The sequence below is a fragment of the Leisingera sp. SA215 genome, assembly GCF_055902035.1.
This window is the reverse complement of record NZ_JBVVXU010000005.1, coordinates 73,198-85,657: the sequence shown is the minus strand read 5'-3', so window position 1 is coordinate 85,657 and position 12,460 is coordinate 73,198. Positions and strand designations below refer to the sequence as shown.

Below are 12,460 nucleotides of genomic sequence, written 5' to 3'. Positions count from 1 at the left end.
CTCAAATTCCCTAGCTTCGCCTGTGCCGGCCGTTGCCCGTCTGGCCCGCCCCGCCTATAAGAACCCGCAAATCACGCGGAGCTGCCCCCATGTCTTTCGAACACCGCCACCTGCTTGGCATCGAACCGCTGAAACCGCATGAGATCACCGCGATTCTTGATCTGGCTGACGAATATGTCGCCCTGAACCGCCGCCCGGAAAAACACTCCGACGTGCTGGCGGGGCTTACTCAGATCAACATGTTCTTCGAGAATTCCACCCGCACCCAGGCCTCGTTCGAACTGGCGGGCAAACGGCTGGGCGCCGATGTGATGAACATGGCGATGCAGGCGTCCTCGATCAAAAAGGGCGAGACGCTGATCGACACCGCGATGACGCTGAACGCGATGCACCCGGACCTGCTGGTGGTACGGCATCCCCATTCGGGCGCGGTGGATCTCTTGGCGCAAAAGGTGAACTGCGCGGTGCTGAACGCCGGCGACGGCAAGCACGAACACCCGACCCAAGCGCTGCTTGATGCGCTGACCATCCGCCGCTCCAAAGGCCGGCTGCACCGGCTGAACATTGCAATCTGCGGCGACATTGCGCATTCCCGCGTCGCCCGCTCCAACCTGATCCTGCTGGGCAAGATGGAAAACCGCATCCGTCTGATCGGCCCGCCGACCCTGGTGCCCGGCCAGTTCGCCGAATTCGGCGCCGAGATTTATGACGACATGCGCGAAGGCCTGAAAGACGTCGACGTCGTGATGATGCTGCGGCTGCAGAAGGAACGGATGGACGGCGGTTTCATCCCGTCGGAGCGCGAATACTATCATCGCTACGGCCTCGACGCCGACAAGCTGGCACAGGCGAAACCCGACGCCATCGTCATGCACCCCGGTCCGATGAACCGCGGGGTCGAGATCGACGGGACGCTCGCCGACGACATCAACCGCTCGGTCATTCAGGAGCAGGTTGAGATGGGCGTTGCGGTGCGGATGGCGGCAATGGATCTGCTGGCTCGCAACCTGCGCGCCGAACGGCAGGCCAAGGCGGGCTGAGCAGCATGGAGGGCGTCATCCATATCCCTGCAGGCGAACGCGGCGTGATCCGGTTGTTCAGGCTCGACATGCGGCCCGAGCAGGCGGCCTTTCTCAAGGAGCCCGGCGCGCTGGCGCAGGTTTTAGGGGTCGCGGCGCTCGACCCGGATCAGGTGGAGATCTTTCCGGTCTCCGACCTGGAGGACATCGGCCTGGCTGGTTACCTCACAGACGGCTGCGGTGTGCCGCGGGCGCAGGTCGAGGAAGACCGCGGCATGCTGGACGCGCTGGAGGGCCATGTGCTGCTGATCCGCTCGCGCGCCTTTGACGGAGCCGAAACCCGGCTGACCCCGGCCGGGCAGATCAGCCTGATCGGCACCTACGGCGAGCGGCAGACCAATTGGAACGCTCCGCCCGTAACCGCCGAAAGCGCCAAGCCCTATTCCGCCCCGAAACTTCCCCCGCGGCAAGCCCGCAGGCAAGCCCGCCGCATTGGCGCTGTCCTGTTTGCCGTGGTGATGCTGCTGGCCGCATTGCTGGTCTGGGTTGTTGCAGTTTGATGGCGGAGACCGAATTGAAACCGGACCGCCGTGCCTATGTCCGCGCCCATGCCTGGATGGCGGCGATCGGCATGGGCGGCGCCATGGCTGTTCTTTGGGCCGTTGACAGCCCGCATATCTGGACCGGCGCTGCCGGCGGGCTGGCCGCCATAGCTTTGCGCGGCTGGTATATGGCCAGCGAGGAGCTGGCGGTGGTATGGACCCTGACAGATACGGCCCTCACCGGCCCTGCGGAACGCTACATCCCGCTGACCCGGATCAAGACTATCCGCACCATGGGCAGCTATGTGCAGGTGATCACCAGGACCGGCGACAAACACCTGATCAAATACCAGGCCGACCCGGCCGCGACCCTCCATGCAATCGAAAGAGCCAAGGCATGACCACTCTCTTCATCAACGCCCGCCTGATTGATCCCGAGGCAGGCACCGATGCACCGGGCACGGTTCTGGTGCAGAACGGACGGATCGCGGCAGTTGAAACGAACACCGCCGATCCTGACCAGCTGCTGCGCGCACGCAACATCAGGCCAGAGGATGCGGCCCTTCTGGAGTGCGGCGGAAAATGCCTGGCGCCGGGCATTGTCGACATCGGCGTCAAGGTTTGCGAGCCGGGCGAGCGGCACAAGGAAAGCTATAAATCCGCAGGCCTCGCGGCAGCAGCGGGCGGGGTCACCACCATCGTCACCCGTCCCGATACAACACCTGCCATCGACAGCCCGGAGACACTGGAATTCGTCACCCGCCGCGCCCAGGCCGATACGCCGGTGAACGTGCTGCCGATGGCGGCGCTGACCAAAGGCCGCGAGGGCCGTGAAATGACCGAGATCGGCTTCCTGATGGATGCCGGCGCGGTGGCGTTTTCCGATTGCGACCATGTGACCGGCAATACCAAGGTCTTTCAGCGCGCGCTGACCTATGCCCGCTCCTGCGGCGCCTTGGTCATTGCCCACCCGCAGGAACCGGTGCTGAGCGCCGGAGCGGCCGCCACCTCCGGCAAATTTGCCGCCCTATACGGGCTGCCGGCCGTCTCTCCGATGGCCGAACGGATGGGCCTGGACCGCGATATCGCGCTGCTGGAGATGACCGGCGCCAAGTATCACGCCGACCAGATCACCACAGCCCGCGCCCTGCCCGCACTGGAGCGCGCCAAGAGCAACGGTCTCGACATCACAGCGGGCACTTCGATCCACCACCTGACACTGAACGAGCTGGACGTGGCAGGCTACCGCAGCTTTTTCAAGGTGAAGCCGCCGCTGCGCTCCGAGGACGACCGGCTGGCCGTTGTGGAAGCGGTGCGCACAGGTCTTATCGACATCATCTCCTCGATGCACACGCCGCAGGACGAAGAAAGCAAACGGCTGCCTTTTGAAGAAGCCGCTGCCGGTGCCGTGGCGCTGGAAACCCTGCTGCCCGCGGCGCTGCGGCTTTATCATGCTGAACTGCTGGACCTGCCAACCCTGTTCCGCGCCATGTCGCTGAACCCGGCAAAACGTCTGGGGCTGGACAGCGGCCGCCTGGCCGAGGGCGCGCCAGCCGATCTGGTGCTGTTCGATCCGGACGTGCCCTTTGTGCTCGACCGCTTCAAGCTGCGCTCGAAATCGCAGAACACGCCATTTGACACTCAGCGGATGCAAGGCCGGGTTGAGGCCACATTTGTTGCGGGTGAGCCCGTCTACCGGAGGGACTGATGCCTGTTCTGGAAAGCTCTGCCGCGGTTTTGATCCTGTGGGCCGTGATTGGCTACGGCCTGGGGTCGGTGCCCTTTGGCATGGTTGTCACCCGGCTGTTCGGGCTGGGCAACCTGCGTGAAATCGGCTCCGGCAATATCGGCACCACCAATGTCTTGCGCACCGGAAGCAAAGCCGCCGCGGCACTGACACTGGTCCTGGATGGCGGCAAGGGCGCGGCGGCGGTGCTGCTGGCCCGCTCCCTGGCCGGCGAAGATGCGGCGCAAGCGGCGGGGCTGATGGCCTTTCTTGGCCATTGCTTCCCGGTCTGGCTGGGGTTCAAGGGCGGCAAAGGGGTTGCCACCTTCCTCGGCTTGATGCTGGCGCTGGCCTGGCCGGTCGGCATTGCCTGCTGCCTGACCTGGCTGGCGGCTGCGGCAGCCAGCCGGATTTCGTCCATGGGCGCGCTGGTCTCGGCAGCTTCGGCAGCTGTTTGGGTATTGGTGCTGGGCTATCAGCCAGTGGCGGTGCTGGCGCTGCTTCTGGCAGCGGTGGTGTTGATCCGCCACGCGGCCAATATCGCACGCCTGCGTGCCGGCACCGAGCCGCGGATCGGCCAGAAGTGAGCCGCCCCAGGCTGGAGCCGTTTCCCGCCGCCTTGAATGCTCTGTCTTCAGGTGCTTTTTACGGTACTGCGGCCGGGCAGCAAGGCCCGGAAACTGGCAACCGGTAAACTTGGCGGCAGGGATTGCATCAGCCGCGACTTGTACCGGCTGGCCGCCGGCCTGCAGCTGAAACCCTGCGGCATGCCCGAGGAATAAACGGTTCGCGTCGTACTGGTGCTGAATCTTACGGAATAAGACGCTCCAGCGCGCGGCCATTGCCCCAGGTGCCGTGCAACTCACCGCTGGGCATCCGTACATAGACCACCGGATGGGTTTGGCCCCAGTTCACCCAGATCACATCACCGTTGCGCGAACCGCTGCCCGAATAAGATTGGCCGGCAATCCGCCACTGCATCTCCACTGCCCCGTCATTGTCTTGAATCTGCACGGTGCCGGAATAACTGCTGCCGTCGGGATTACGCCCCTCCGCGCGGTAAACACCGCCGACGCTTTGCGCGCTGGCCGGGGCTGCAAAGAGAGCAAAAGCTGTCAGCCCGCTCAGGATCGCGCGGCGGCTGGGTAATGCACCTGTCACTCTCATCTCCATTTTGGCTGCCGCCACTGTGACTGCCGCGAACCATTCTGTCACCTGCCCTGCGCAGGCATGCACAGAAACACTCTGCCTGCCGCACATTCAAATTGAGTTGTTTTGAACGTGATCGCCGGGCTCTCCACATCAGTGCCGTGACCCGCAGCAAACCGCGGCACAATTTATGAAACTTCAGCCGGGCGCAAATTTTCTGCAGTCCCGGCCGGGACCGAAAGGACGGGATCCATGAACAAAGTAAAAGCTCTGGTAAGCGGTGTGGCGCTTTCAGTTGCTCTGGCGACTTCTGCTATGGCCGCTGGCGTAGAACTCAACGCATCCTCAACCGGCCTTGCCCTGCAGGGATACGACCCGGTTGCGTATTTCACCGTTGGGGAACCGACCCCGGGCAACTGGAAAATCACCGCATCCCACAATGACGCGATGTACCGGTTCGCCTCGGAGGAAAACAAAGCCGAATTTGAAAAGAACCCGGAAGCCTACCTGCCGGCATACGGCGGATACTGCGCCTTCGGCGCCGCCATGGGCTTTAAGTTCGACGGCGATCCGACGCTTTGGAAGATTGTCGACGACAAACTGTATTTGAACCTCGCCAAAGACATTCAAACCCGCTGGGAAGGCGACATCCCGGGCTTCATCGAGAAGGCTGATGTGAACTGGGACGATATTGCGGACAAGGACCCGGCCGCGCTGCAGGCGCAATAAGGCCTAGGCCGCCACTCACTTACGTACAGCCGGCGGCGGGTCAACCTGCCGCCGGTTTTCCTTCTGTCCGCGCGGGCAGGATGCCGCGGGCCCATTAAACCTGCCGGGCGGCTTCACCGGATTGCGGAAGCTGTTCTTGGCTGCATAAAGCGCTTCATCCGCCTCGCGCAGGACCGCCTCGGCCGTCCGGCTGCCGTCACGGTAGCCCAGCCCGGATATCAGCCGGAAAAGTGATCGCGGCTGTGCAGCGACGTCATCCGGTCATGCGCCGCCAAGTTCATCAGCTTTTCATTAAACACGTGGATTTCAAGCAGGCGGCCCCGTCCGGGCCGCCTCTGCAGGTCAATAAGCAAATTCGCCATAGATCCGGCTGAGATCGCCTTCCCAGGCGCCGTTATAGCGCGCCAGCAACTCATCCGCCGGGACCTTACCGCTGTCCAGGCTGTCCTTCAGCGCATTCAGGAAATGGGTTTCATCCGGCACCAGCCCGCCGGCGCCAGGCTTATGCCGGGCTTTCAGCCCGCTCTCCGAAATCGCCACAACCTCGCGCGCCAGTTCATGCATGCTGATGCCGCCGACCTTGGCCTGCAGCCCCTGTTCGGAGGCCGCCACACGCAAGGCTTCACGGGTTTCCGCGTCCCAGCCCTTGACCAGGTCCCAGGCCGCGTCCAGCGCCGATTGGTCATAGGTCAATCCGACCCAGAGCGCAGGCAGCGCGCACAGACGCCGCCAGGGGCCGCCGTCGGCGCCGCGCATTTCGATGAATTTTTTCACCCGGGCCTCGGGGAAAACGGTGGTGAGGTGGTCGGCCCAGTCGCTGAGCGTCGGTGTTTCACCGGGCAGCGCCGGCAGTTCGCCCTTCAGGAAATCGCGGAAGGACATGCCCAGCGCGTTCACATATTCGCCGTTGCGGTACACAAAGTACATCGGCACATCGAGCGCATACTGCACCCAGGCCTCGAAACCGAAACCCTCGTCGAACACGAACGGCAGCATGCCGGTGCGGTCGGCGTCCAGATCGCGCCAGACCCGGGCACGCCAGGATTTATGGCCGTTCGGCTTGCCGTCCAGGAACGGTGAATTGGCAAACAGCGCGGTTGCCACCGGCTGCAATGCCAGTGCAACACGCATCTTCTGCACCATGTCGGCCTCGGAGGAAAAATCGAGGTTCACCTGCACGGTACAGGTGCGGCGCATCATGGTGGTGCCCATGCTGCCGACTTCCTGCATGTAGCCGTCCATCAGCTTGTAGCGGCCCTTGGGCATCAGCGGCATGTCTTCATGCTTCCAGACCGGAGCGGCGCCCAGGCCGATGAAGCCGACGCCGATCTTGTCGGCGATGTCCTTCACGTCGCGCAGATGGGCGTTCACCTCATCGCAGGTCTCGTGAATGGTCTCCAGCGGCGCGCCGGAAAGCTCCAGCTGCCCGCCCGGCTCCAGCGAGATATTGGCGCCGTCCTTGGTCAGGCCGATGAGGTTATCGCCTTCGGTCAGCGGCGCCCAGCCGTGGCCGTCGCGCAGGCCTGTCAGCACCGCAAGGATCGAGCGTTCGCCCTCATAAGGCAGCGGCTTCAGCGTGTCCTTGCAATAGCCGAACTTCTCATGCTCGGTGCCGATGCGCCAGTCTTCCTTGGGCTTGCAGCCATCAGCAAGATATTCGGCAAGCTGTTCGTGGCGCTCGATCGGTCCGCCGCCGGACTGGGGAATGGACATGCCTGGCACTCCGTCCTGTTAGGTCTGTCATGAAGGGTCAGTGGTGGGCGGAATCGCCGCCGGTGTCAATGCAGCCGCTGATGTTCCGGCCGGCTCGAGGAGCGCTCCCAGATCACGACCTGGTGAGGGCCGCGGCGGCGCAGTTCGGTCAGCATCCGCTCGGTTTTGAGGCCGGGAAGAGCGGCAAAGACGTCAAACAGCGCTTCATAGCCTTCGGCATTCACCGGGATCGCCAGCGGCGGCTGGCCGGGTTGTTCCAGCAGCCAATGCGGCGGTTTGGAGGATTGATCCAGCGCCAGCCGTTCCAGTTCGGATGCGGCCACTGCGCCGCCGGTGAGCGGCCCGAAATAGGCGATCTGCCCTTCGTCCACCTGCACCACCCCGGGGCCGCCGGTGCCGCGGCGAAAGCGCATCCGCTGAGCACCGATAACAGCAGTCACCAGACCGGTGGCGACAAAGGCCCAGCCGGTGATGGCGGTGAACCCGGCTGAGGAGAAGGCCCACTTCAACCCCAGCAGGAACATCATTACCGCAGCAAGGACCTCGCGCCATTGCCAGATCGCGACGCGGGCTTCCGGGCGGATGAAACTCATGTGTATCGCCTCATAACTACGTCCGGCAGGCGGAACGGCCTGCCACGCCTCCCCTATTTGTGGCGCTGCAGCACCGGATGCAATGGTCCGCAAGCCGATTGCCGGCGTTTGCAGCATTCATGGCCTCACTGACGCCAGAGATTTAGGACTCTGCCGGTTGTACGGCATTGGCACCGCGGCCCAGTGCAACAGCAAATGGTTTCCAGTCTCTGACCGAGGCGGATGTCTCTCCGCTACCAGTCCCCCAAGCTTTGCTGCCACAGGGTCATCGCCGCTACCGCCGCGGTGTCGGCCCGCAGGATGCGGGGGCCGAGACTGACCACATGGGATTGCGGATGGCTGTGCAGCCGCTTGCGCTCTGCTTCGGAAAAGCCGCCCTCGGGGCCGATCAGGATCGCCCAGGGCGCGCCTTTCTGAGTTTCTGCGGCCAATTGCAGCGCATTGCCCACCTCGGCCTCGTCGCAGAACATCAGTTGCCGGTCGTCGGGCCAATCCTCCAGCAGGCGCGGGAGCTTCTGCAGCTCCGCCACTTCCGGCACATAAGTGCCGCCGCATTGCTCGGCCGCCTCGACCGCATGGGCCTGCAGCCGGTCCTGGCGGATGCGTTCGGCATTGGTGAACTCGGTCTGCACCGGCAGGATGCGGGCGGCGCCCATCTCAGCCGCTTTTTCAACGATGAAATCGGTGCGCGCCTTTTTGATCGGGGCAAACATCAGCCACAGGTCCGGCGGCAGCTGCAAAGGTTTGCTCTGCTCCTGACAGATCAGCGTGCCGCCGCGCTTGCCGGCCTCGGCGACCCCGGCCTGCCATTCGCCATCGCGGCCATTGAACAGCGCCACAGGGGCTCCAACCGCCAGCCGCATCACCCCGAACAGGTAATGCGCCTGATCACGATCCAACGGAACCGATTGCCCTGCCCCCAAGGGGTGTTCTACATACAGTCTGATTTTTGCACTCATGAGGTCCTACATATGCAAGGCCAGAAGCCAGCGCCAGAGGGTCAGGTCGCGGATGCGGTCACCGGAAACTGGGTCGACACCTATGCCCCGGAATGGGCGCGGCCCTATCTGCGCCTTTCCCGCGCCGACCGGCCGATCGGAACCTGGCTGCTGCTGATCCCCTGCTGGTGGGGGCTGGCCCTGGCGATCCTGTCGGATCAGAGCCCGCGCTGGCAGGATCTGTGGATCGCCATCGGCTGCGCTGCGGGCGCCTGGCTGATGCGCGGCGCGGGCTGCACCTGGAACGATATCACCGACCGCAACTTCGACGGCCAGGTGGAGCGCACCCGCTCGCGCCCGATCCCCGCAGGCCAGGTCACGGTCAAGGGTGCGCTGGCCTGGATGGGGCTGCAATGCCTGCTGGGGCTTATGATCCTCCTGACCTTCAACCAGGCGGCCATTGCCATGGGCGTTCTGTCGCTGCTGCCGGTAACGGTCTACCCCTTTGCCAAACGGTTCACCTGGTGGCCGCAGGTGTTCCTGGGCCTCGCCTTCAACTGGGGCGCCATGCTGGCCTGGGTGGCGCATACCGGCACCCTCAGCTGGCCGCCGGTTCTGCTGTATCTGGCAGGTATCGCCTGGACGCTGTTTTACGACACCATCTATGCCCATCAGGACACCGAGGACGACGCGCTGATCGGGCTGAAATCCACCGCCCGGCTGTTTGGCTCTGATACCCCGATGTGGCTGCGCCGGTTCATTGTTGCCTTTGTCAGCCTGATGGCGCTGGCAGTGCTCCTGGCGGTTCAGAACAATGCCTCGGTGCTGGCGCTGGTTCTGGCGCTGGCCGCGCCCTGGGCGATGGGCTGGCACCTGACCTGGCAACTGCGCGCCTTTGACGCAGAACATTCACAGCGGCTGCTGCAATTGTTCCGCTTGAACCGCGATACCGGCCTGATTCCGCTGATCTTCTTTGTGCTGGCCATGTTCGTGTGATTGAACCGCAGCCGCGCGCGGGGTAAGAGCCTGTAACGCAAACTGGGAAGATACTGCCATATGCGCCTGTCTAAGCTGTTGATCCCGGGCTTGGCCTTTGCCGCTGCGGCCGGGCTGAGCCTTGTTGCCGCCGGATTTGCCGTCACCGCTGTCGAGCGCAGCACAGAAACAAGTGTGCGCCGGGCGCTGGATGACGGCGGCTATACTTGGGCCGAGGTAACTGCCGACGGGTTGCAGGTGCTGCTGGAAGGCACCGCACCTGATGAAGCCACCCGGTTCTCGGTCAAATCGCGGGTCGGTACGGTTGTCGATGCAGCGCGGATCCTCGATGGCATCGAGGTGCCGCCCGCCAACGGCCTGGCCCCGCCGCGGTTCTCTGCGGAAATTCTGCGCAATGACAGCGGTATATCGATTATCGGCCTGATTCCCGCTGGATCCGGCCGCGCAGCGCTGGTCAAAGAGCTTGAGGCGCTGGCGGGCCCTGAGAACGTGGCCGATTTGCTGGAAACCGCGAAATACACGATCCCTGACGGCTGGCAGGAGTCAATGCAGTTTGCGGTGGAAGCGCTGAAGCTGCTGCCGCGTTCAAAAATCTCGGTGGCAGCCGGGGAGGTCTCGGTCACCGCCATTTCCGGCAGCGAGGAGGCCAAGGCGCGGCTGGAGGAGCAGCTCGGCCGCAAGGCTCCGCCGGGGTTGCGGCTGGCGCTCGACATCGCGGCGCCGCGCCCGGTGATCACTCCTTTCACCCTGCGCTTCCTTCTGGGGCCTGACGGTGCAGAATTCGATGCCTGCTCCGCCGAGAGCGAGGAAAGCCGCAACCGAATTCTGGCCGCCGCCCGCAAGGCCGGGCTGCAGGATGACGCGGATTGCGTGATCGGCATGGGTGTGCCTTCCCCCAACTGGGCCCGCGCGGCGGAACTGAGCATTGCAGGCCTGGCCGAACTTGGTGCTGGCGCGGTGACCATTGCCAATGCGGATATCACCCTGGCCGCCGCAGAAGGCACCGACAGCAAACTGTTCGACCATGTGGCGGGGGAGCTGGAAAACGCCCTCCCCAAGGTCTTTGCGCTGCATGCGGTCCTGCCGGTACCGGAATCCCAGGACGCCGGGGGGATCCCTGAATTCACCGCGACACTCAGCCCTGAAGGCCAGGTGCAGCTGCGCGGGCGCCTTACCGATGCCGCGCAGCGCACAGTGGCCGACAGCTATGCCAAAGCGCGGTTCGGGTCGGACAACGTGCACACAGCGGCCCGTGTCGTCGCCGACCTGCCTGCCGACTGGCCGGTGCGGGTGCTGGCAGCACTGGAAGCGCTCTCCTATCTGCAGCGCGGCGCGGTCACTGTAACGCCCGGCAATCTGGAACTGCGCGGCATGAGCTACCGCAAGGACGCCCCGGCTGAGATTGCCGGTTTCCTGTCCGCCAAACTGGGCGAGGCCGATACCTATGACCTCGACATCACCTATGAAAAGCCGCCCGAACCCAAGGACAAGCCGCTGCCGCCGGAACTGTGCGAGGCGCAGCTCGCCAGCGCCCAGAGCGAGGCCAAGATTGCCTTTGAACCCGGCTCGGCCACGATCGCGGTGCAAAGCACTGGAACCATGGACCGTATCGCAGGCGTCCTCGGCCGCTGCGGCCCGGTGCGGCTGGAGATCCAGGGCCACACCGACAGCCAGGGCCGCGAAGCGATGAACCAGGAGCTGAGCCAGGCACGCGCCCAGTCGGTGCTGAACGAACTGCGGGCGCGGCGGGTGGTGACCTCGACCTTTGCCGCCAAGGGCTATGGCGAAAGCACGCCGATCGCGGACAACGGCACCGAAGACGGCCGCGAAGCCAACCGCCGCATCGAATTCAAACTGATCCGCCCCGCCGCGGCAGAAGACACCGCAGACACGGGCAACGGCGAACAGGCCGCCGAACGCGCAGAAGACGCACAGGAGACCACAGAATAATGAACAGGACTGAGTTCATCATCACCACCGCGATCATCCTGTTCGCGGCCTTTGCGCTTGGCTGGTTCGCCAACTGGCTGGTGCACCGCTTCACCCGGGTGCGGCAAAGCGATGTGGCCGACCTCGACCGGATGAGCCAGGAGCTGCATGAGGCGGAAGAAACCCGCGACCAGGCGATCACCTATCTGCAGCAGCGCGAGGCAGAGCTGACCAACCAGCTGACCCAGACCGAGGCCGAATTGCGCGCCACGATGGACGGACTGCGCGAAGCCCGCAGGGAAGCCGAAGAGCTGCGCAGCCAGATCCCCCATTGAGCTTGGGGCAGCGGCGCACTCCCGCGCCTGCAGACCGCGCCGGCTGCGCCAGCACCGTCCGGGCAGCCTTGGGCGCGGCGCCGTGCCGGCGCACGGCGGCCCCGCTCGCGGCCCTTACGGCGCTCGAGGGGCAAGGCGGCTGCAGGCCCCGCGAAGCGGCTTGTCCTTGACGCACCAACCTGAACAGAAACAGGACCGGCCTTGAAGGCAGACCTGTTCTTCAAGGCCATCTCCGAAAATAAAGGCGCAGCGCGCAGCGCGGCGCCGGGCCCAACAGGCGGAAATCATCCTTTGAGGATTGAAAACCTGGCGGGAGCACCCCGCATCGCCCCGCTGGCAGGGCTCACCAGCGCTTCAGCGCATCCTCGTCGGCGTCCTTGGCGGCAACCCAATCGGCATCGCCGCCGGTCAGAATTTCCTTTTTCCAGAACGGCGCGCGCGATTTCAGGTAGTCCATCAGGTATTCCGCCGCCTCAAACGCATCCCTGCGGTGGCGGGCGGCAGTTGCGACCATCATGATGCGCTCGCCCGGGGCCAGGCGGCCATACCGGTGGATCACCAGCGCATCCGCCAGCGACCAGCGTGTGCAGGCCTCCTCGGCAATGGCAGTCAGCGCCTTTTCGGTCATTCCTGGATAATGCTCGATCTCCATTGCCTGCAACCGGCCCTGATCCGCATCACGCACCACGCCGGTGAAGGTCACCACGGCGCCTGCACCCGCGGCGCCGGCCGCAAAGGCGTCGCTTTCGGCACCCGGTGCGAACGGCGTTTCCTGAACGGAGATCCGCACC

The 12,460-nt window shown here is 64.4% G+C and carries 14 protein-coding genes; 9 read left to right on the top strand and 5 right to left on the bottom strand.

What is annotated here, in order from left to right:
• Positions 1 to 89: 89 nt before the first annotated feature.
• From AC0KW6_RS07475 to plsY, 5 genes are read left to right on the top strand one after another with little or no spacing between them, the layout of a single operon-like run.
• Complete coding sequence (locus AC0KW6_RS07475; protein WP_024088907.1) at positions 90 to 1,040, top strand: aspartate carbamoyltransferase catalytic subunit; 951 nt, start codon at positions 90 to 92, stop codon at positions 1,038 to 1,040.
• 5 nt (positions 1,041 to 1,045) lie between these two features.
• Positions 1,046 to 1,579, top strand: a complete 534-nt coding sequence (locus AC0KW6_RS07470; protein WP_323779599.1) for a hypothetical protein — start codon at positions 1,046 to 1,048, stop codon at positions 1,577 to 1,579.
• On the top strand, positions 1,579 to 1,962 hold the full coding sequence (locus tag AC0KW6_RS07465; protein WP_323779601.1) for a hypothetical protein: 384 nt from the start codon (positions 1,579 to 1,581) through the stop codon (positions 1,960 to 1,962). Before AC0KW6_RS07470 ends, AC0KW6_RS07465 begins: the two co-directional genes overlap by 1 nt.
• On the top strand, positions 1,959 to 3,269 hold the full coding sequence (gene pyrC / locus AC0KW6_RS07460; protein WP_474034581.1) for a dihydroorotase: 1,311 nt from the start codon (positions 1,959 to 1,961) through the stop codon (positions 3,267 to 3,269). The genes AC0KW6_RS07465 and pyrC overlap by 4 nt, the downstream gene beginning before the upstream one ends.
• Positions 3,269 to 3,874 carry a glycerol-3-phosphate 1-O-acyltransferase PlsY gene (gene plsY / locus AC0KW6_RS07455; RefSeq protein ID WP_323779605.1) on the top strand — a complete coding sequence of 202 codons (606 nt, stop codon included), beginning with the start codon at positions 3,269 to 3,271 and terminating at the stop codon, positions 3,872 to 3,874. Before pyrC ends, plsY begins: the two co-directional genes overlap by 1 nt.
• 223 nt (positions 3,875 to 4,097) lie before the next feature.
• Here the strand turns inward: plsY and lfb1 are convergent, their stop codons facing one another.
• A complete protein-coding gene (gene lfb1, locus AC0KW6_RS07450; RefSeq protein WP_323779607.1) occupies positions 4,098 to 4,448 on the bottom strand; it encodes an LIC10280 family protein in 351 nt (116 codons plus the stop codon).
• Positions 4,449 to 4,688: 240 nt separating this feature from the next.
• Here lfb1 and AC0KW6_RS07445 point away from each other — a divergent pair, with 240 nt between their 5' ends.
• The gene (locus tag AC0KW6_RS07445; protein WP_024088899.1) at positions 4,689 to 5,165 is read left to right on the top strand and encodes a YHS domain-containing (seleno)protein; all 477 of its coding nucleotides are present in this window, start codon (positions 4,689 to 4,691) and stop codon (positions 5,163 to 5,165) included.
• A 342-nt stretch (positions 5,166 to 5,507) separates the two neighbouring features.
• Here the strand turns inward: AC0KW6_RS07445 and AC0KW6_RS07440 are convergent, their stop codons facing one another.
• From AC0KW6_RS07440 to AC0KW6_RS07430, 3 genes are all read right to left on the bottom strand, one after another.
• On the bottom strand, positions 5,508 to 6,878 hold the full coding sequence (locus AC0KW6_RS07440) for a glutamate--cysteine ligase (protein ID WP_474034580.1): 1,371 nt from the start codon (positions 6,876 to 6,878) through the stop codon (positions 5,508 to 5,510).
• Positions 6,879 to 6,943: 65 nt separating this feature from the next.
• The gene (locus tag AC0KW6_RS07435; RefSeq protein ID WP_474034579.1) at positions 6,944 to 7,471 is read right to left on the bottom strand and encodes a hypothetical protein; all 528 of its coding nucleotides are present in this window, start codon (positions 7,469 to 7,471) and stop codon (positions 6,944 to 6,946) included.
• Positions 7,472 to 7,704: 233 nt separating this feature from the next.
• A complete protein-coding gene (locus AC0KW6_RS07430; protein WP_474034578.1) occupies positions 7,705 to 8,430 on the bottom strand; it encodes a 16S rRNA (uracil(1498)-N(3))-methyltransferase in 726 nt (241 codons plus the stop codon).
• 12 nt (positions 8,431 to 8,442) lie between these two features.
• On the opposite strand from AC0KW6_RS07430, the gene ubiA reads away from it, so the two are divergent.
• The 3 genes from ubiA to AC0KW6_RS07415 are packed head-to-tail and all read left to right on the top strand — an operon-like array spanning position 8,443 to position 11,669.
• Positions 8,443 to 9,405 (top strand): 4-hydroxybenzoate octaprenyltransferase, encoded by a 963-nt coding sequence (ubiA, locus tag AC0KW6_RS07425; RefSeq protein WP_474034577.1) that lies wholly within the window; start codon positions 8,443 to 8,445, stop codon positions 9,403 to 9,405.
• 60 nt (positions 9,406 to 9,465) lie between these two features.
• Complete coding sequence (locus tag AC0KW6_RS07420) at positions 9,466 to 11,355, top strand: OmpA family protein (RefSeq protein WP_323779617.1); 1,890 nt, start codon at positions 9,466 to 9,468, stop codon at positions 11,353 to 11,355.
• Positions 11,355 to 11,669 carry a hypothetical protein gene (locus tag AC0KW6_RS07415; RefSeq protein ID WP_024088891.1) on the top strand — a complete coding sequence of 105 codons (315 nt, stop codon included), beginning with the start codon at positions 11,355 to 11,357 and terminating at the stop codon, positions 11,667 to 11,669. Before AC0KW6_RS07420 ends, AC0KW6_RS07415 begins: the two co-directional genes overlap by 1 nt.
• Positions 11,670 to 12,012: 343 nt before the next feature.
• Here AC0KW6_RS07415 and AC0KW6_RS07410 read toward each other — a convergent pair whose 3' ends face one another.
• Positions 12,013 to 12,459, bottom strand: coding sequence for a molybdenum cofactor biosynthesis protein MoaE (locus tag AC0KW6_RS07410; protein WP_323779620.1), 447 nt, complete (start codon positions 12,457 to 12,459; stop codon positions 12,013 to 12,015).
• Position 12,460 lies beyond the last annotated feature (1 nt).